This is a genomic window from Providencia sp. PROV033, assembly GCF_028484855.1.
In the GTDB taxonomy this organism is placed as follows: domain Bacteria; phylum Pseudomonadota; class Gammaproteobacteria; order Enterobacterales; family Enterobacteriaceae; genus Providencia; species Providencia alcalifaciens.
Map to the genome: position 1 here is coordinate 1 of NZ_JAMPSW010000076.1, position 20,125 is coordinate 20,125.

Sequence of the window (20,125 nt, forward strand, 5' to 3'; positions counted from 1 at the left end):
CTTTTTCCCTATTTGTGGTGGTATTAATTTTGGTATAAGAAATAAAACGGTCAACAATATTCATTATTCTCATTCTCCAGCATCATTATGATGCATTATTTTTATACTTTTGTTCTTTCAACGAAGGTAAAGCCCCTTCATTGCTATATTCTTTTATCATGAATTATGAGGAAATAAATATCTGACCAGTTATTTTTTTTGATTGAAGACACAGAGTGATTAAAAAAGATGAATAAGAGTAGCAATGTTTTCTAATTTAACTAGAATATGCACACACTAAGTAAGGTGTTATTATTTAATTTATCTGATTGATATACATTGGTTATTTCAGATGTCTTACCGCGAATTATATTTAATGCTAGATATTCATCTTTCTTAACGTAAATTGATATTTAACGAAGGTAATGAAAAATTAAATTTCAGTCATATTATTATCGTAATATCATTAGATATTAAAAAATTATTAAAATAAATTTTAAATATTATTGGTTTTTTAACTTCATCTCTATTTTTAATTGTTACTCGAGTTTTTGTAATCGATTTAATATTATAATTTAAAAAATTAAACATGTCGTTCTATGAGTTCCATTTGATGGGAAATATTCCGGAAAATATTTCCCATCGATAAAACATAAATTAACGTCCTAAATAACCATCCCAGTCTTTCCAAACGGGCTGTAATCCAGCCTGAACTAAGGCATGTGCGACTTGAGCTGCACTGCGATTATCATTTGGTGAAAATTGTTCTAACTCGGTTTTTGAATCTGCATAGCCCCCTGGTTGCGTTTTTGATCCAGCACTGACGTTGTTAATTGCCAGTGGTACCACATGATCACGAAAATAAGGGGATTCGCGGGTAGAGAGAGAAAGCTCTACTGTCGGTGCGAGTAAACGAAACGCACAGATCAGCTGAACTAGCTCGGCATCTCCCATTAACGAAGCGGGTTCAATTCCCCCAGCGCAAGGGCGTAAACGCGGAAATGAAATAGAATATCGGCTTTGCCAATAGTGTTGTTGCATATACAGCAGATGCTCTGCCAGCATATAGCAATCTGTTCGCCAACTACTGGAAAGTCCGATTAATGCGCCTAATCCAATCTTATCGACACCCGCTTGTCCAAGACGTTCAGGTGTGGCTAACCGCCAGTGAAAGTCCTGCTTTTTACCTTTCAAATGGTGAAGCTGATAAGTGGCTTCATGGTAGGTTTCTTGGTACACCATGACCCCATCTAACCCAAGGGTTTTTAGCTCGCGATATTCTTCAGTGCCCAAAGGTTGAACTTCCATCATCAACGAGCTGAAATAAGGACGAATTACGGGGAGATAACGGCGAAAATAGTCCATACCCACTTTGGTTTGGTGTTCACCAGTTACCAGCAACAAACTGTCAAAGCCAATTTGGCGAATGGTTTCACATTCACTGATGATTTCGGCTTCATCAAGGGTTTTACGTTTAATACGGTTACTCATTGAGAACCCGCAATACGTGCAGTCATTTGCGCACAGATTGGAAAGGTACAGTGGGACATAAAAACCGACCGCATGACCAAACCGTTGGCGAGTAAGGCGTTGGGCTTTTTGAGCCATCGGCTCGATATAATGTCGCGCTGCGGGCGAAAGTAGCGCCATAAAATCATCGAGGGTCAAAGTATCACGTTGCAGCGCCTGTTCTACATCCGCAGCTGTTTTTCCATTAATCCGTAATGTGAGGTCATCCCAATCCAGCTGTTCCCAACGTTCACGGAAACTTCTGTCCATTACAGTGCCTCCAAAAATTGCGTTAGTGGGCTGGAAGCCTCAGCGTGTTGTTTCTGAGCGGCAAGTCCACTTTGGCGTGCGAGTTGTGCCGCTTCAATCGCCATTTTAAATGCTTGAGCCATTAGCTTAGGCTGCTTGGCAACGGCGATGGCGGTATTCACTAGCACGGCATCTGCCCCCATTTCTATGGCTTCGGCAGCGTGGCTTGGTGCACCAATACCAGCATCTACAACAACAGGGACGTTAGCTTGCTCGATAATAATCTGGAGCATCTCTTTCGTTACCAAGCCTTTATTGGTGCCAATTGGCGCGCCGAGAGGCATCACTGCTGCACAACCCACTTCTTCTAGCCGTTTGCATAAAACAGGGTCAGCACTGCAATAAGGTAATACCACAAAGCCTTCTTTGACTAACTGCTCTGCAGCTAGCAATGTTTCAACCGGGTCAGGAAGCAAATAGCGCATATCGGGATGAATTTCTAATTTAACCCAATGGGTGCCAAGTGCTTCACGGGCAAGACGCGCGGCGAAGATAGCTTCTTGGGCATTTTTTGCACCTGATGTATTGGGAAGTAACTTAACGCCAAGTTCTTGAAGTGGTTGTAAAATCCCGTCATCTTGCCCACGTAAATTGACGCGTTTCATCGCCATGGTCACCAGCTGGCTACCAGAGGCTTGAATGGCTTGCTGCATTAAGGCTGGCGTAGCAAATTTACCGGTTCCAGTGAATAAACGTGATTGAAATGTGACATCAGCAATTTTTAACATTATTAACCCCCTGCGATGGCTTGAAACAGCAGAATGTTGTCTTGTTCATTAACAAAATGGCTTTCCCACTGGCTTTTGGGAATGATGACTTGATTGATCGCCAGTGCAGAGCCTGATGGATTTTGTTCGAGCTGAGTGAGCAGCTGGTGGAGGGTAATAGGACCTTCTACCTCCATCGGCTGGTCATTGATTATGATATGCATGTGACCTCTTGGCAGACAGGGCACTGTTTTGACGGTGTCAGTTGCAAGGTATTCCATTGCTGCTGTTTTCCATCAAACAGGCGCAATTTTCCACTTAATGGGGACGGTAACCCCACCAGCAATTTGATAGCTTCTAAGGCTTGTAAGGTACCCATCACGCCAACAACGGGACCTAAAACACCCGCGGTACGGCAGTTGCGTTGCGGTTCTTCTTGGTCGGGATACAAACATGCATAACAACCGAATTGAAATGGGGGCTCAAGTACCATTAGTTGTCCGCCAAAACCCACAGCGCTGCCGCTGACTAATGGTGTATTGCTGGCAACACAGGCAGCATTGACCGCATGGCGAGTCGCCATGTTATCGCAGCAGTCGAGAACCAGATTCACCTGTTCCACCAGCGGGAATAAGCTATCAATATCTAATTTCTGTTGGAAAATACGCGTTTTGGTATGAGGATTGAGCTGCTTTAAGCGGGCAGCGGCTAGCTGTGCCTTGGATTGGTTAATATCCTGCGTATTGTAGAGGACTTGGCGCTGTAAGTTAGAAATATGCAAATCATCATGATCGGCTATCCATAATTCACCCACACCCGCACCGGCTAAATACAGGCTTGCAGGGGAACCCAGCCCGCCTAAGCCAACAATCAACACTTTACTATCTTTGAGTTTTTGTTGCCCTTCAGGGCTGACGTCCTCAAGGAGTAACTGGCGACTATAACGCATAAATTCGTGATCATTGAGCATGGTCGTTATCCTTTAAGCGAGAAGCTGGTTCAATCAAATCAAGAAGCGTTTGAGTGGCAGCTTGCCAATCTTCTGCTTGGGTTATCGCGCTAACAACAGCGATGCTACCTACGCCCGTGTCGAGTACGGCTGGCACTCGCTCAATAGAAATTCCACCGATTGCCACCGTCGGAAATTCGGGTGTCGCGATAACCATCCGTTTTAGTGCTTCTAAACCTTGTGGTGTGGATGGCATCTGCTTGGTTTGGGTGGGAAAAATATGTCCAAGTGCGATATATGATGGACGAATGGATTTGGCGATCGCGACCTCATCGGGATCGTGGGTGGAGATCCCCAGCCGTAACCCCGCTTGATGAATGGCGATAAGGTCGGTTGTGTCCAGATCTTCTTGTCCCAAATGTACGCCATATGCCCCTAACTCTACGGCTAAACGCCAATAGTCATTAATAAATAATCGGGCATTATGTTGCTTGCCAAGTGCAATCGCGCGCTGAATTTGCTCATGAACTTCGCTATCTTGTTTGTCTTTGATTCGTAATTGCAAGGTGGAAACACCTGCATTTAGCAGGCGTTCAATCCATTCAACCGAATCCACGACAGGGTACAGACCAAGGCGATGCTCAGTCTGTGGAAATGGACTCTTCGGTAATTTAAGCGTTTTGTTCATCACTCACGACCTCAGTAATCTCAGCCCCATGATAGAGCTCACTTCCGTGGGCGCGAAAAGCTTCAGACATCTGCTCCATTCCCGCTTCTTTTTGTGCCGCATAGTCACGAACTTCTTGGGAAATTTTCATTGAGCAGAATTTTGGTCCACACATTGAGCAGAAGTGAGCTATTTTCCCAGAAGCTTGCGGTAGGGTTTCATCGTGATATTTACGCGCCGTTTCTGGGTCAAGAGCAAGATTAAATTGGTCTTCCCAACGGAACTCAAAACGCGCTTTGGACATTGCGTTATCACGAATTTGCGCACCTGGATGACCTTTTGCTAAATCAGCTGCATGGGCGGCAATTTTGTAGGTAATCAGCCCTTGTTTGACGTCTTCTTTGTTCGGTAAACCAAGGTGCTCTTTGGGGGTGACATAGCACAACATTGCACAGCCAAACCAACCAATCATGGCGGCACCAATACCGGAAGTGAAATGATCATAACCCGGCGCAATATCCGTCGTTAGAGGACCTAATGTATAGAATGGCGCTTCATGGCAGTGCTCTAATTCTTCGGTCATATTGCGACGGATCATTTGCATTGGTACATGCCCAGGACCTTCAATCATCACCTGTACATCATATTCCCATGCGATCTTGGTCAGTTCGCCTAAGGTATGTAATTCTGAGAATTGGGCTTCGTCGTTAGCATCTTGCACAGACCCCGGACGCAGCCCATCCCCTAATGAGAGTGAAACATCATAGGCGGCGCAAATTTCGCAAATTTCACGGAAATGTTCATACAGGAAGTTTTCCTGATGGTGGGATAAACACCATTTCGCCATGATAGAACCGCCACGGGAAACAATGCCCGTCAGACGTTTAGCTGTCATTGGTACATAGCGCAGTAATACGCCAGCATGGATAGTAAAGTAATCAACGCCTTGTTCTGCTTGTTCTAACAGCGTATCGCGGAACATTTCCCAAGTGAGGTTTTCGGCAACGCCATTCACTTTTTCCAGAGCTTGATAGATAGGCACTGTACCGATTGGCACTGGACTATTACGCAAAATCCACTCGCGGGTTTCATGTATATAGCGACCTGTCGATAAGTCCATAACAGTGTCTGCGCCCCAGCGCGTGGACCAAATCAGTTTTTCTACCTCTTCTTCGATAGATGAAGTCACCGAAGAGTTACCGATATTAGCGTTAACTTTCACTAAGAAATTACGCCCAATAATCATCGGCTCAGATTCAGGATGGTTAATATTGGCAGGGATAATTGCGCGACCCGCAGCGACCTCTTGGCGTACAAACTCAGGTGTAATATTGTCTGGTAAAATAGCCCCAAAACTTTGCCCCGGGTGTTGTTGGCGCAATACTTTGCTGCGAATACGCTCACGCCCCATATTTTCACGAATAGCGATAAATTCCATTTCTGGAGTCACTATGCCTTGGCGCGCATAGTGTAGCTGAGTGACGCATTTTCCGGTTTGGGCTTTCAGCGGTGCAGGGCGATTATTAAAACGCAGGTGGTCTAAGCCCGCATCCGCTAAGCGCTGCTGGGTAAAGTCCGAGCTGAGATTCTCAACAGCAACGGTATCGGCGCGTTCATGGATCCACGGCGCACGGATTTTTTTCAACCCCTTATGCACATTGAGTTCAGAAGCGGGATCGCCGTAAGGACCTGAAGTGTCATACACAGGAACGGCTTCATTATCTTCAAATTTGGGATTCTCTTTATCACCGCCGATGAGTGTTGGAGAGAGCTGAATTTCGCGCATAGGCACTTGGATATCGTCCCGTGAGCCTAGGAGATAAATACGTTTGGAGTTAGGGAATGAAACGCCGGAAATGGTATTGATAAAGTCTTCCGCGGCATCACGTTGCGCTTTTCGGGTACGTGCTGGCGCAGCTTTAGGTGAAATATCGGTACTCGGTATAACAGAATTATTCGTATTATTGGACATAGCAATTTCCTGACATCGTCACAGGCTATACGGCGTAGTGCGCCAATAGCGGGTTTATCGAAAGAAAGTTGCTTGTCTGGAGTTCGGAGGAGTAATGGTGTGGCGTTGCAACGAAATATCCACCAAGGGCGGGGAAGATCGTGCGAGAAGATTACTCTTGTTCCCTTCGCGGGTATTAACCCGATCAGGTTCCGCGGATCCCGAATTAACGGTCTCAGCCTGATGCAAATGCATACTAGGCACTCCGACAAGAGTTAATCAGTATAGAGAGCTTCCTGTGATTCTCAAGCATTTTCCTCGTCATTCTTCGCGCGATAGGTGCGTTGGCTTCACTAAGCTACCCTAGTCACATACTTGTGTATGCTCCTAGGGATATCTTAGTTTGCCGCCTTCCTCTAGCACGAATAATTTAGAGGAACCTTTGAAAGGCAGTTAGTTAAAAACCTAAAAATCCAAAACCTAGAAATTAAGAGTTAAAAGTTAAAACTAGGTTGGTTAAATAGGGGTTTTATAAACTCCACGAATATTGCGGCCAGTGGTTTTCATTGGCGGCTTGGAGAAGGCGTGAGTCGCCGTTGATGATGAACGTCTCATCGGCAAAATAGCACATTGGTAAATCATTGGCGGAATCGGTGTAGAAATAAATATACGCATCGGTGATTGGCTGGTGGGAGATCCACTGTGTTAAACGCTTAACTTTACCTTCTTTAAAGGTCGGAATACCGTCAACTTCGGCCGTGTAGCAGCCATTTGAACGCTTAATATCGATTCCCATGGAGACGTCAGCTCCAAGACGATCAGCGATTTTGTTCACAATAAACGACACGGTTGCCGAGATCACAATGATCGGGATCCCTTGCGATCGGTATGATGTGATCGTACTTAAGGCGGTTGGGTAAACACGTGGAAGGATAATCGTCTCAACAAAATCCTCTAGCCATTCATCGACTAGCTCTATCTTGATGCCTTCGAGAGTCTGCAAATTAGACTTTAAGTAAGTCACCATATCCAAATTGCCGGCGTTGTACAGTTCCATCATCTCTTTATCGGCTTCGACGAAACGCGGGTCTGTGATGATTTTTTTATCCCACAAATATTGTGTCCACAGCACGCTGCTGTCTCCGCGAATAAGCGTATCGTCTAAATCAAAAATGGCTAATTTGGTTTGTGTAGACTGGTTTGGCATGAGGTTCCTTTCAATGGCTCACTTATTGCAAATTAACTTAGCGCTCGAATTTCATTTTTATTAAACATTAACTCAAGGTGCGTGCCCGGTTCAAACAAACGTTCAGAAGAGCGATTAAGAAGATCTACCGTCATATCGCCAGCAGGGGTATTGACGCTGTAGCGAATGATATTTCCGAGCAGTTGGTGGTCAAGGATCACTGCATCTACAGGTGCAGAAATATGGCTACCATACTGTCTTCCCGTTTCACGAACATAAATAGATTCTGGGCGAATGGCGAGAGTTCCTTGTAAATTGACACCTAGCATCCCATTGGCTTTCTCGGCATCGACTAAATTGTAATGTCCCATAAAGCGTGCGACAAACTCAGTGGCAGGTTGAGTATAGATGTTTTCAGCGGTATCGCTTTGAATAATTGCGCCTTTATTCATTAAAAAAATGCGGTCAGACATAATCATCGCTTCATCTTGATCGTGAGTGACGAAAATGGTCGTGAGCCCGAGTTCGCGCTGGATCTCACGAATTTGTTGGCGCAGGTGTTTGCGAATACGGGCATCAAGCGCCGATAACGGTTCGTCGAGAAGCAAAATTTGCGGTTTCATCACCAGTGCGCGCGCAAGTGCGACACGTTGGCGCTGACCTCCCGAAAGTTGATGCGGGTATTGGTTCTCTTTGCCTTGTAGCTCAACCATATCAATCACTTCGCAAACCGCTTTGTTGCGTTCAGTCGCAGACACTTTTCGCATCTTTAATCCAAAGGCAATATTCTCTGCGACGGTCATGTTTGGGAATAAGGCATAGCTTTGAAATACCATACCCACCCCACGCTGTTGAGCGGGCTGGTGAGTGATATTTTGGCGGTTAATATAGAGTTCCCCGCTATCGGGTTGCTCCAGCCCCGCAATACAACGGAGTAAGGTGGATTTTCCGCAGCCACTTGGCCCCAATAGCGTAATAAATTCCCCTTGTTCAATCGTAAACTGGATATCGGAGAATACTTGGTTCTGACCAAAGGATTTTGTTAGGTTTTCGGCAATAACGTAGCTCATCGTTCATTTCCCTCACGATTCAAGCGCGTTGCTAACCACGTGAGCAACAACGTAAATAGGAAGTAGGACATCACCAATGCCGAGGTAAAGTGTCCGCTGGTTTGGCGCATATTGAAGAGATAGATCTGCAAGGTTTCGAAACGGGTTCCCACTAGAATATTAGCAAACACGAATTCGCCCATTAAAAATGAAAAAGAAATTAGCAAAGACACCAATAACCCTTTACGGATATTTGGGAGCACTATCATTAAAAAGGCTTTAAACGTGCTGGCGCCGAGTAAATGGGCGGCATCCATTAAGTCATGCAGGTTGATCCCTTGGAAACTATTGGCGAGTGCGCGGTACATAAATGGCAATGTGATAGTGAAGTAAGTACCAATTAGAATCCACGGCGTACCGACCAACATAAATGGCTCATCGGCAAAAATTTGCAGTAAGCCGACGGAAGAGACAACGGGCGGTATCGCAAAAGGAAGAATGATTAATAAATCCATCAACCCTTTGAGTTTTGGAAAGCGGTAAAACACGGCGAAAGTCATCGGTAAAATGACCAGTACGCTGATCAGTAATGTGCCAAAGCAGATCAAGAGCGATCGTCCAAATGCCATTAAAAAGCGCGGATCTTGCCACAGTTGCAGATACCATTTGATGGAAAGGGCATCAGGCATAATCGTCGCGCCCCATGAGCTCGAAATGGAGTAAATAAAAGTGGCGATAATTGGCAGCGCAAGAATAGCGGCAACAGTGCCGAGCACCATTTTATGAAACAGTAAGCTCGGTGCTTTTGGGCTACGAATATTAGGATTTAGCATGGTAGCTCCGCTTTAATAGCCAGTGGTGGATGGCGGTGATAAACCCGAGGATCGCAATCAGCACAACGGACAGTGCAGCTGCCATATTGGGTTCTAAGAATAGGTCGCCAGAGACAAGACTGGCAATGCGGATAGTCACTAAGTTGTAGTTTCCACTGGTCAATGCATAAGTGCTGGCATAGGCGCCAACCGCATTGGCCACTAAGATAATAAACGTGCCTAGCAAGGCAGGGGAAATCACCGGAATACCTACTTTCAGCCAATAAGTGAGCTTGCTTGCCCCCATGGTCTTAGCCGCATCTTCCCATTCAGGTTTTAAGGCATCAAATGCAGGGTAAAGTAGTAAAATTCCCAGCGGGATTTGGAAATAGATATACAGGAGCATCAAGCCGCTGGCGCTGTAGATATTAAAATCATCAATCCATCCCCACGCTTTAAGCTGTAAGGTAATTGCGCCGTTAAAACCTAAAATAATGATAAACGCGAAGGCTAATGGGACACCGCTAAAATTGCTCGCCATGGTGGTAAACGAAATCATAAAATTGCGCACTTTGCCCTGCATTTTATAAATAGAGAATGCAGTAACACAGGCAATAAGCAGACCAACAACACTACAAATTAGTGATAACCATAAGGTGTTTTGAAACGCTTGTAGATAGAAATCGTTGGTGAAGATTTCAACGTAATTTTCAAAAGACCACGCTTCTTCATAGACAAAACTGTTGAATAACACCCAAATCATGGGGGCAATCTGAAACAGGCAAAATAAGATAATAAACGGCACAATTAATAGTGCTGCACGCCAGTGAAAACGCACATTGGGCTTATTTAACATCGCTAGGCTTCCCCTGTGTTGATGGGGGGGATCACTTGCTGGAATATCTGCCATTAGCGACCTCCTGCCAGTAAATCATCACAGACAGTTTTGTTTGAGAAAGGTACACCAAGTAACTGGCAAACCGTGCCACAAATCGCGGTTTGTTCTATGAGCACATCGGGTTGGTGAGAAAAGGCATTCCCGATAATTAGCAGCGGTACCGTGCACTCTTCCGGTAAGATTCCCCCGTGGCTACGGTCATTATTCATCCCGTGGTCACTGGTGATGATGATTTGGTAGCCTTGCGCGATCCACATTGGTAGATAGCGGGATAAATAAATATCTGCTTTACGGGCGGCGTTGCGGTATTGCGGAGAATCGAATCCAAATTTATGACCCGCATCATCAATATTCATCGGGTGGATCAGCAAAAAATCGGGGTCATGCTGGGTACGTAGGTATTCAGCGTCCATAAAGAGATGGTCATCAGGGTAATGGTCTGCTTGGTAAAAGCATCCATGCTGAATAGGAAGCTGTTTATCATGGGTAAATCGGTCACGATTCGCATCAAAAGGTGCGCGGTTATACAATTCACTGACCCAATAATAGGCAGCGGCAGCGGTGGTTTTACCTGCTTGGTGAGCCAGTGAAAAGATGCTCTCGAAGTGAGAAAGTCGCACCACATCGTTGTTGACGATGCCACTTTGAACGGGGGCGATCCCCGTCAAAATACATTCGTACAGTGGGCGCGACATAGACGGGAGTTCACACTCCATTTTATAAAGTGTTGCACTGTCGGCTTTGATAAGACCATTGAGATAGCCCATACATTGATGGGCTACTGAATAACTTAAACCGTCAAGAACAACAAGTATGACTTTTTCAGACATCAGACTGTGGTTCCTAATCGCAATTATTGTTGGTGAATTAACACTTGTTGCTGCCACATTTTCGGTAAATTACGCGATGACTTTTCCCAACCTTCGGCATCTTTGATCGGATGAACATTTTTATACTGTTCTTCTGGAAGTAATTTAGCTTGGATTTCTGCTGGCAATGTTAGGTGTTGAGCACGAATAGGGCGCGCATAACCTTCTGCAAGATTGATTTGCCCTTTATCACTAAAAATAAATTCGCGAGCTAATTTTGCAGCATTCGGATTTTTGGCGAATTTGTTGATGATGGTGGTGTAACCGGAGATCACGCTACCGTCAGATGGGATGACGACAATAAATCGGTCGCGGTTGATTTGGTCACGATAGTTCAGGGCATTAAAGTCCCATAAAATACCGACTTCAACTTCACCTTTTTCAATATTGGCAACGGTTGGGTCATTCACAGATAAACGTTTTTGTTTGGCGAGCTCACCGAAAAATTCAATAGCAGGCTTCAGATTATTTTCATCGCCGCCACGAGCAAATGCCGCCGCTAAAACCGCATTATTGGCTTGTGCGGCAATACCGACATCCCCTACGGTAACTTTATATTTACCTTTGAGTAAGTCATCCCAGCTTTTTGGTGTGTCTTTAACTAAGTCTTTATTGATCATGAACGCGATAGTACCGGTATAAGCCAGCGCTCAATGACCATCTTTATCTTTTGCCCAGTCCGGCACTTGTGACCAAGTGGTCGGTTTGTACGGCTGAGTCACGCCTTTTTGTACGGCAACCGGTCCAAAGGACGCACCCACGTCACCGATATCCGCTGTGGCATTATTTTTCTCAGCGGCAAACTTTGCGATTTCTTGCGCGGAGCTCATGTCCGTATCTTGATGTTTTAAACCATATTGAGCCGATAAATCTTGCCATGTGCCTTTCCAGTTTGCCCATGTGTCAGGCATCCCAACGCTATAAACTTGACCTTCTTTTTTTGCAGCTTCGATAAGTTTGGTTAAATCACTGTCAGCGGCAAAAGCCATTTGAGAGGCGCTGAGTGACAGTAAAATTGCAGGTACAATAGCTTTCATTTTGTTTCTCTCTCTATAAGAGTCGCCGTATTGGTTAATTGGCATGCTAATTATTCAAGATGACAATGAATTGACGGTTGTGTGACACTTTTTAGACGTAGTGACTTTAAAATGTCTAAAAAGTGTCAAAATGATGAAAGGGGAGTGACGAATCAAACGGTTGTATGCCAATCTATAAAACAAGCGTATCTTTAACCGCAATAAAAAGTGTTGAAATAGAGAACCATAATGAATAAACACACATTAGCAGGAACGGAAAGTGGCTGGTGGTTTGTCTGTTTTGCGGGTCGCCTATGGCTACCGCAAAGCGATATTCCTCGAGGCGCAGCGCAACAATTTGGATTAACCGGAAAATTAGCAACACCGATTGGCGAATGGCAAGGGGAAGTTGTTTGGTTGATTGCGGAAAAAATGCCATCAGATATGGCATCCCCTCGCGTAGTGGCTTCTCAAGATGAAGGCTTATTTCGCCTTGCTGGGCGAGGTGTACAATTAGCTGAGTTTTATCGCTCACACCGCTATTGTGGCTATTGCGGTACGGCGATGCGTCATAGTTCTACGGAGTGGGCATGTTTGTGTGACCACTGCCATGAGCGTTACTACCCGCAAATCGCACCTTGTATTATCGTCGGTATTCGTCGTGATGATCATATTTTGCTGGCACAACATCGTCGGCATTCACAAAATCCGCTGTTTACGGTGTTAGCAGGGTTTGTGGAAGTAGGGGAAACCTTAGAAGAGGCAGTGGCTCGCGAAGTGATGGAAGAGAGCCATATAAAAGTGCGGAATATTCGTTATGTCTCTTCCCAGCCATGGCCATTCCCTCATTCGTTGATGATGGGCTTTTTAGCAGACTATGATGGTGGGGATATTCAAGTGGACCCCAAAGAGTTGGTCAGCGCTAATTGGTATCACTATAACGACCTACCGTTAATCCCCCCAGGTGACACAATTGCTCGGCGATTAATTGAAGATACGGTGGTGCTATGCCGTCAATTTGATGAAGATAACCACTAATTGCGCTGGCGCTGATATTGTTTCCCTTTGCTGGTATAATATGGCGCCTTAGCCATTTGCGGCGGCCACAATAATAATGGAGTAAATAATGACTGAGTTGAAAAATGACCGCTATCTACGTGCGTTGCTACGTCAACCTGTAGATGTGACCCCAGTTTGGATGATGCGTCAAGCAGGGCGTTACCTACCAGAATATAAAGCAACTCGCGCAGAAGCTGGTGATTTTATGTCTTTATGCAAAAACACCGAGCTGGCGTGTGAAGTGACTTTACAGCCATTACGTCGTTTTCCATTAGACGCCGCAATTCTCTTTTCTGATATTTTAACTATCCCTGATGCAATGGGGCTTGGGCTCTATTTTGAAGCAGGGGAAGGTCCTCGTTTTAAGAAACCAGTAGCAAGCGCTGCGGATGTCAAAAATATTCCAGTTCCTGATCCTGAAATGGAGCTGGGTTATGTGATGGACGCCGTTCGAGCCATTCGTAAAGCGTTAAAGGGGGATGTACCTCTGATTGGTTTCTCTGGTAGCCCGTGGACATTAGCGACTTATATGGTGGAAGGCGGTAGCAGTAAAGCATTCACCAAAATTAAAAAGATGATGTATGAAGATCCAAATACGCTTCATTTACTGCTTGATAAACTCGCCGATAGCGTGATTTTGTATTTGAATGCACAGGTGCGAGCAGGTGCTCAATCTCTGATGATTTTCGATACATGGGGTGGCGTGCTGACTAAGCGCGATTATTTAGAGTTTTCCCTACGCTATATGCATAAAATTGTCGATGGCTTAATCCGTGAAAATGAAGGGCGTCGTGTTCCAGTCACACTGTTTACGAAAGGTGGCGGCCAGTGGCTAGAAGAGATGGCAGCGACAGGTTGTGATGCGTTAGGTCTTGATTGGACGACTGAAATTGCAGATGCACGCCGTCGCGTAGGTGACCAAGTTGCACTGCAAGGGAATATGGATCCTTCTATGTTATATGCGCCGCCTGCGCGTATTGAACAAGAAGTCCAGCATATCTTAGCGGGTTTTGGTCAAGGCGAAGGGCACGTATTCAACTTAGGTCATGGTATTCACCAAGATGTTGAGCCTGAACATGCAGGTGCTTTTGTGGATGCTGTTCATCGTTTATCTCGTCAGTATCATCTGTAGTTTCTAAGACACAATAGAGGTAGAGCGGAGTAGCTTTCTACCTCTATCTGAACCTCTTAATATGTGATGCATTTACTGGATCTTGTAAGTGCATCATTATCATCTATGATTAATCCTTATTAACGGTGGTCCCGTGATGGTGATTGATACTCAGCAACTACGAAAACAGCAGATTCAGTTAGCCGAAAGAGTGATTTTGCAGGATGAATTTGTTCCCCCTCATTTTATTGGTGGTGCGGATGTTGGTTTTGAGCAAGATGGCACGGTGACTCGCGCGGTGATCGTGGTGTTATCATGGCCTGATCTGCAATTAGTTGAGTATCAAATAGCTCGGGTACCTACTCAGTTACCTTATATTCCAGGGTTACTTTCGTTTCGCGAAGTGCCCGGTCTAATGGCAGCATGGGAAAAAATCCAACAAAAACCCGACTTAGTGCTGGTGGACGGTCAAGGTATTGCGCACCCACGGCGTTTTGGTGTAGCTTGCCATTTTGGATTACTTGCCAATGTACCGACAATAGGGGTAGCTAAAAGTCGTTTATGTGGTGATGATGTTGAGCTCAATGCAGAACCTGAAAGTGTCCAAATATTGAAGGTGGGTCAAGAGCAGTTAGGGTGGGTTTATCGCAGTAAAAAACGGTGCAATCCTTTATATGTTTCTCCGGGTCACAAAGTCAGTTTTATTTCCTCGTTAGAGTGGGTAAAACGGTGTATTCAGGGGTATCGATTACCGGAACCGACCCGATTTGCTGACGGAATTGCTTCTAATCGAACATTTTTTAAGCGAATGAATGAGAAAATTGGCTAATTATCAGCAAAATATGTGGCATTGGCAGATTTTCAGGTAAACTGCGAAGTATTGAGATTGATGAGTCAGAAATTATGTTAAGAAATCCTATTCATTTGAGGTTAGAGAAACTAGAAAGCTGGCAGCATGTGACCTTCATGGCATGTCTGTGCGAGAGAATGTATCCTAACTATCAAATGTTTTGCCAGCAAACTGAATTTGCTGATGTGAAGGTTTATCGTGCCATCCTTGATTTAATCTGGGAAACCTTGGTTATCAAAGATAGCAAAGTCAATTTCGACAATCAGTTAGAAAAGTTAGAAGAAATTATTCCAGTCGCCGATGACTTCGATATGTACGGTGTTTATCCCGCTATCGACGCTTGTATTGCTTTAGGTGAACTCATCCACGCTAAATTGAGTGGTGAAACCCTTGAACACGCAATCTTAGTCAGTGAAGCATCGATTCGTACTGTTGCTATGCTGGAAATGACCCAAGCAGGGCGTGAAATGACTGATGAAGAGCTAAAAGACGTGCCCGCTGTGGAAGAAGAGTGGGACATTCAGTGGGACATTTTCCGCTTATTAGCCGCTTGCGAAGAACGAGACTTAGAGTTAATTAAAGGATTAAGATCTGACCTCTGCGAAGCGGGTGTCAGCAATATCGGCATTACTGTTGCCTAAATTTTGCGTTTTTATGCGTGAAAACGTGACTTAAAGCAGTAATGCTGTGTACTAAGACTTCACATTTACCCCTACTCTGTTCTACATTTAGGGGCGAGAAGAAGTGGCTATCGGGGGCGTGTATCAGGGGCTGTCTATCTGGCATATCCGACGCACTCGATGCTTTGCAAACGATAAACACACTGTGTAAGGATAATTTATGAACAAGACTGAATTAGTTGATGCTATCGCAGAATCAGCAGATCTGACTAAAACTCAAGCTAAAGCAGCTTTAGAAGCAACTCTGAGCGCAATTTCAGATTCTCTGAAAAGCGGCGAAGCAGTACAACTGGTCGGTTTCGGTACTTTTAAAGTTAGCCACCGTGCAGCTCGTACCGGTCGTAACCCACAAACTAAAGCAGAAATCCAAATTCCTGCAACAACTGTACCAGCGTTCTCTGCCGGTAAAGCACTGAAAGACGCTGTAAAATAAGTACATTGTCTACGAGAATTACCAGAGGGGGTATGAAGTTACCCCTTTTGTTTATTCGTCAAAGGTTGCTGGTATTGGGAGCAGTCTCAATACTAAGCGCCTGTTCTTCTAATTCGCCTCGACTCCCTGAGTTTAGTGCCAGCGGATTTATTGCCGATGAAGGCGTAATCCGAATGTGGAGACTGAATGATGCGAAGAGTCAGCCGTTGGTCTTAATGGTGGTGTATAGCCCCTATAAAAGAACCGATACCTCAGTTAATTTCTTCGAATATCGTGATGGCAAATTGTGGCAGATTCGCAGCCAGGTCCTTAATCAAGGGGTCAATAACATCACTGAGCAACTGCGCTTTAGTAAAGATAATGAAATTGTGTTTATGCAGCGCGCGCAAAACAATATCAAAACGCCACTGTCTTCCGATGACATTAACCGTTGGCGTTTTGAAGCCGACCGTATCTTGGATATTAATACTGCGTTGATTGTCGGTGGTGTAGAGCTACACCAAGGACATTGGAAGCAAGGTAAAATTACCACTTGCAGCGGTGATGAACGCAAAGTGACGTTTGAGCCGTATGCCCAGAAATGGTTAGATGACAGAGCAAAAGTGTGGACGAAAGAGTTGAATCTGGCATGGTTAGAGTCACCAGAGGGAAATCAGCTTTTGATGGTGGCGGATACTAATTTTTGCAGCTGGCAGCCTTCTAAAGATTCGCTCTAATCTCACTGCTCGTCGTCTTTCGAACCACCGCTGTATTGCTACGTTCGTTTAATCTAGTCACATACTCATGTATGCTCCTAGAGATTCTCTCTCTTGCAGCTTTGCTGTGATTCGAAAGACTTAGAGCCATTGGCTGGGTGAAGGTCAAAGGCAAAAAGCAAAAAGCAAAAATTCAAAAGCAAAAAGCTGATAAAAGTTTCCTCTTATCAGCTTGTGGGTTATTTGCTTCTATTATTTGTTCTATTACTTAATACGAGCGATGGCACGGTAGCCGATATCGTTGCGATAGAAGCTGCCAGACCAATTGATAGTCTTGGCAACTTCATACGCTTTAGCTTGGGCTTTTGCGATGTCATTACCTAACGCAGTGACACACAGAACACGTCCGCCGGCAGTGACGACTTCACCTGCTTGGTTTAGCTTGGTACCTGCGTGGAACACTTTGCTATCAGCTGCTTCTGATGTTGGTAGACCCGAAATCACATCGCCATTGCGATAATCCCCTGGGTATCCACCTGCCGCAATCACGACACCGAGCGCTGGACGTTCATCCCACAGGGAATCTTTACCTGCGAGTTCACCTTTAGCACCCGCTAAACACAGAGCGACTAAATCAGATTGCAAGCGCATCATAATTGGCTGAGTTTCAGGGTCGCCAAAGCGGCAGTTAAATTCGATCACTTTCGGATTGCCAGCTTTATCAATCATCAAGCCCGCATATAAGAAACCTTGATAGCGATTACCTTCTTGATCCATCCCTTTAACAGTTGGATAAATCACTTGCTCCATCACACGCTGGTGAACTTCATCAGTGACGACGGGAGCGGGTGAATAGGCCCCCATGCCACCCGTGTTTAAACCTGTGTCACCATCACCAACGCGTTTATGATCTTGGCTAGTTGCCATTGGAATGACATTTTCACCGTCAACCATAACAATAAAGCTGGCTTCTTCACCCTCTAAGAATTCTTCAATAACGATACGATGACCAGCATCACCGAACGCGTTGCCAGCCAGCATATCATGGACGGCATCTTTAGCTTCTTGCAGCGTCATGGCGACAATCACACCTTTACCAGCAGCAAGACCGTCAGCTTTGATAACGATTGGAGCACCAACTTTATCTAAATATGCCAGAGCGGGTTCAATTTCAGTAAAGTTTTCATAGGCCGCGGTTGGGATATTGTGACGGGCTAAAAAATCCTTAGTGAACGCTTTAGAACCTTCTAATTGCGCAGCACCTTGGGTTGGACCAAAAATGGTTAAACCTGCTTGTTTGAAGGCATCAACGACACCAATCACTAAGGGAGCTTCGGGACCCACGATGGTTAAATCAACTTGCTTATCTTTGGCAAATTGCAGTAAGCCATCAATGTCAGTTGCTGAGATATCGACATTTTCCAATGCTGGCTCAAGAGCCGTACCCGCATTACCCGGTGCAACATAGACTTTGTCTGCTAATGGAGATTGAGCTGCTTTCCATGCCAAAGCGTGTTCGCGACCACCGCCACCAATAATCAGAATATTCATAGAAACCCCTAGCAATTAATGACGGAAATGACGCATGTTAGTGAAGATCATGGCGATACCGTGCTCATTTGCTGCGGCAATCACTTCATCATCACGAATAGAACCACCTGGTTGGATAACGCAAGTTACACCAACAGCGGCAGCCGCATCGATACCATCACGGAATGGGAAGAATGCATCAGATGCCATAGCACAGCCTGCAACTTCTAAACCTTCGTCAGCAGCTTTGATACCTGCAATTTTTGCGGAGTAAACACGGCTCATTTGGCCAGCGCCAATCCCGATGGTCATGTCATTTTTAGAATAAACAATCGCATTTGATTTCACGAATTTGGCGACTTTCCAACAGAATAGTGCGTCTTTTAATTCACGCTCAGTTGGCTGACGTGTTGTCACAACGCGTAAATCTTCGGCTTCTACCATACCTAAGTCACGGTCTTGAACCAATAAACCACCATTCACGCGTTTGAAATCCAAACCGGCAGCAGGTTTGCTCCATTCACCGCACACCAAAACGCGCACGTTTTGTTTTGTTGATAAAGAAGGTAGAGCATCTTCTGCAATTGAAGGCGCAATAATCACTTCAACAAACTGGCGTTCAATGATGGCTTCTGCGGTTGCTTTATCTAACTGGCGGTTAAACGCGATGATGCCACCAAATGCAGAGGTTGGGTCAGTTTTGAATGCTTTATCATAAGCGGCATGAATATTCTCGCCAATGGCAACGCCACAAGGGTTAGCGTGTTTAACGATCACGCAGGCTGGTTCATCGAACGACTTAACACATTCCAGAGCTGCGTCGGTATCCGCGATATTATTATAAGAAAGTGCTTTACCTTGAATTTGGTTAGCCGTCGCAATAGAGGCTTCTTTCGGGTTCTCTTCTATATAGAAAGCGGCATCTTGATGGCTGTTTTCGCCATAGCGCATATCTTGCTTTTTAATAAAGTTTAAATTCAAGGTACGAGGGAAGCGACCAGATGGTTGAGTTGTATCACCGTAGTATGGTGCAACGAGCTCGCCAAAATAGTTAGCAATCATGCTGTCATAAGCGGCGGTATGTTCGAAGGCTTTGATGGCTAAGTCAAAGCGTGTTGACCAGTTCAGCGAATTTTCGTGGTTATCCATCTCTTCGATAATTTTGCTGTAGTCATTACTATTAACTACGATAGCCACGTCTTTATGGTTCTTTGCTGCTGAGCGAACCATTGTTGGACCACCAATATCGATATTCTCAACCGCATCTTCTAATGTACAGTTTGGTTTTGCGACGGTTTGAGCAAATGGATAAAGGTTTACAACCACCATATCAATAGGTGCGATGTCATGTTGCTGCATGATGGCGTCATCTTTACCACGACGACCTAAGATCCCACCATGCACTTTCGGGTGCAGAGTTTTAACACGTCCATCCATCATTTCAGGAAAACCTGTGTAATCTGAAACTTCAGTGACCTTAAGGCCTTGCTCTGCTAATAATTTAGCGGTTCCACCAGTAGAAAGCAGTTCAACACCACGGTGAGAAAGCGCCTTAGCGAATTCAACAACCCCTGTTTTATCAGACACACTAAGCAGGGCACGGCGAATAGGACGAAGCTGTTGCATGAGATAGATCCCTTGGATTTGGATAAAGAAGCAATATCTATATATAAGTCACTTACAATTTCAGAGCATCAAAATAAAATCAATGCCGAATTTTCGCGCTAATTGTAGCGCAAACGTTTGCGTAATGCGCGGACTTTTTTCACTATTTTTCCGTCTGTGGATAAATCTGTGTGTAAGTGGGTATAACTAGGGGTTTTGCTGTGGAATGCAGCAGTTGAACTAAAAACCGTAAAAAATCTT

19 protein-coding genes, 1 pseudogene and 1 riboswitch are annotated in these 20,125 nt (G+C 44.9%); of the genes and pseudogenes, 6 read left to right on the forward strand and 14 right to left on the reverse strand.

Going from position 1 to position 20,125, the window contains the following annotated elements; translation table 11 throughout:
• Positions 1–636: 636 nt before the first annotated feature.
• The 12 genes and pseudogenes from thiH to PSF16_RS12795 all read right to left on the reverse strand — a co-directional run bounded on the left by thiH (position 637) and on the right by PSF16_RS12795 (position 11,922).
• Entirely contained in the window at positions 637–1,758 is a 1,122-nt protein-coding gene (gene thiH / locus PSF16_RS12740; protein WP_036963419.1) for a 2-iminoacetate synthase ThiH, read from the reverse strand.
• Positions 1,758–2,525 (reverse strand): thiazole synthase, encoded by a 768-nt coding sequence (locus PSF16_RS12745; RefSeq protein ID WP_006657056.1) that lies wholly within the window; start codon positions 2,523–2,525, stop codon positions 1,758–1,760. Before PSF16_RS12745 ends, thiH begins: the two co-directional genes overlap by 1 nt.
• Positions 2,526–2,527: 2 nt before the next feature.
• On the reverse strand, positions 2,528–2,728 hold the full coding sequence (gene thiS / locus PSF16_RS12750; protein WP_006657057.1) for a sulfur carrier protein ThiS: 201 nt from the start codon (positions 2,726–2,728) through the stop codon (positions 2,528–2,530).
• Entirely contained in the window at positions 2,716–3,474 is a 759-nt protein-coding gene (locus PSF16_RS12755) for a HesA/MoeB/ThiF family protein (protein WP_006657058.1), read from the reverse strand. Before PSF16_RS12755 ends, thiS begins: the two co-directional genes overlap by 13 nt.
• A complete protein-coding gene (thiE, locus tag PSF16_RS12760; protein ID WP_006657059.1) occupies positions 3,464–4,141 on the reverse strand; it encodes a thiamine phosphate synthase in 678 nt (225 codons plus the stop codon). Before thiE ends, PSF16_RS12755 begins: the two co-directional genes overlap by 11 nt.
• Positions 4,125–6,092 carry a phosphomethylpyrimidine synthase ThiC gene (gene thiC / locus PSF16_RS12765; protein ID WP_272689365.1) on the reverse strand — a complete coding sequence of 656 codons (1,968 nt, stop codon included), beginning with the start codon at positions 6,090–6,092 and terminating at the stop codon, positions 4,125–4,127. Before thiC ends, thiE begins: the two co-directional genes overlap by 17 nt.
• 144 nt (positions 6,093–6,236) lie before the next feature.
• Positions 6,237–6,349: riboswitch (TPP riboswitch) on the reverse strand.
• A gap of 251 nt (positions 6,350–6,600) precedes the next feature.
• The gene (locus tag PSF16_RS12770; protein ID WP_272689366.1) at positions 6,601–7,278 is read right to left on the reverse strand and encodes an HAD family hydrolase; all 678 of its coding nucleotides are present in this window, start codon (positions 7,276–7,278) and stop codon (positions 6,601–6,603) included.
• 32 nt (positions 7,279–7,310) lie between these two features.
• Positions 7,311–8,327: an ABC transporter ATP-binding protein gene (locus PSF16_RS12775; RefSeq protein WP_272689367.1), complete on the reverse strand. Its 1,017-nt coding sequence runs from the start codon at positions 8,325–8,327 to the stop codon at positions 7,311–7,313.
• Complete coding sequence (locus PSF16_RS12780; RefSeq protein WP_154603139.1) at positions 8,324–9,139, reverse strand: ABC transporter permease; 816 nt, start codon at positions 9,137–9,139, stop codon at positions 8,324–8,326. The genes PSF16_RS12775 and PSF16_RS12780 overlap by 4 nt, the downstream gene beginning before the upstream one ends.
• Positions 9,126–10,028, reverse strand: coding sequence for an ABC transporter permease (locus PSF16_RS12785; RefSeq protein WP_112860920.1), 903 nt, complete (start codon positions 10,026–10,028; stop codon positions 9,126–9,128). The genes PSF16_RS12780 and PSF16_RS12785 overlap by 14 nt, the downstream gene beginning before the upstream one ends.
• Positions 10,028–10,846, reverse strand: coding sequence for an alkaline phosphatase family protein (locus tag PSF16_RS12790; RefSeq protein ID WP_272689368.1), 819 nt, complete (start codon positions 10,844–10,846; stop codon positions 10,028–10,030). Before PSF16_RS12790 ends, PSF16_RS12785 begins: the two co-directional genes overlap by 1 nt.
• Before the next feature lie 23 nt (positions 10,847–10,869).
• Positions 10,870–11,922: pseudogene (locus tag PSF16_RS12795) on the reverse strand (ABC transporter substrate-binding protein).
• A 228-nt stretch (positions 11,923–12,150) separates the two neighbouring features.
• Between PSF16_RS12795 and nudC the strand changes: the two are divergent.
• From nudC to PSF16_RS12825, 6 genes are all read left to right on the forward strand, one after another.
• A complete protein-coding gene (nudC, locus tag PSF16_RS12800) occupies positions 12,151–12,939 on the forward strand; it encodes an NAD(+) diphosphatase (protein WP_272689369.1) in 789 nt (262 codons plus the stop codon).
• Between the two features lie 88 nt (positions 12,940–13,027).
• Positions 13,028–14,092 carry a uroporphyrinogen decarboxylase gene (gene hemE, locus PSF16_RS12805; protein WP_006657068.1) on the forward strand — a complete coding sequence of 355 codons (1,065 nt, stop codon included), beginning with the start codon at positions 13,028–13,030 and terminating at the stop codon, positions 14,090–14,092.
• 136 nt (positions 14,093–14,228) lie between these two features.
• Positions 14,229–14,900, forward strand: coding sequence for a deoxyribonuclease V (gene nfi, locus PSF16_RS12810; protein WP_006657069.1), 672 nt, complete (start codon positions 14,229–14,231; stop codon positions 14,898–14,900).
• Positions 14,901–14,974: 74 nt separating this feature from the next.
• Positions 14,975–15,562: a YjaG family protein gene (locus PSF16_RS12815; protein WP_272689370.1), complete on the forward strand. Its 588-nt coding sequence runs from the start codon at positions 14,975–14,977 to the stop codon at positions 15,560–15,562.
• A gap of 199 nt (positions 15,563–15,761) precedes the next feature.
• A complete protein-coding gene (locus tag PSF16_RS12820) occupies positions 15,762–16,034 on the forward strand; it encodes an HU family DNA-binding protein (protein ID WP_006657071.1) in 273 nt (90 codons plus the stop codon).
• A 32-nt stretch (positions 16,035–16,066) separates the two neighbouring features.
• Positions 16,067–16,750: a DUF1481 domain-containing protein gene (locus PSF16_RS12825; RefSeq protein WP_006657072.1), complete on the forward strand. Its 684-nt coding sequence runs from the start codon at positions 16,067–16,069 to the stop codon at positions 16,748–16,750.
• 243 nt (positions 16,751–16,993) lie between these two features.
• On the opposite strand, the gene purD is transcribed toward PSF16_RS12825, so the two are convergent.
• Complete coding sequence (purD, locus tag PSF16_RS12830; RefSeq protein WP_272689371.1) at positions 16,994–18,280, reverse strand: phosphoribosylamine--glycine ligase; 1,287 nt, start codon at positions 18,278–18,280, stop codon at positions 16,994–16,996.
• A 15-nt stretch (positions 18,281–18,295) separates the two neighbouring features.
• Entirely contained in the window at positions 18,296–19,885 is a 1,590-nt protein-coding gene (gene purH / locus PSF16_RS12835) for a bifunctional phosphoribosylaminoimidazolecarboxamide formyltransferase/IMP cyclohydrolase (RefSeq protein ID WP_006657074.1), read from the reverse strand.
• Between the last annotated feature and the right edge of the window lie 240 nt (positions 19,886–20,125).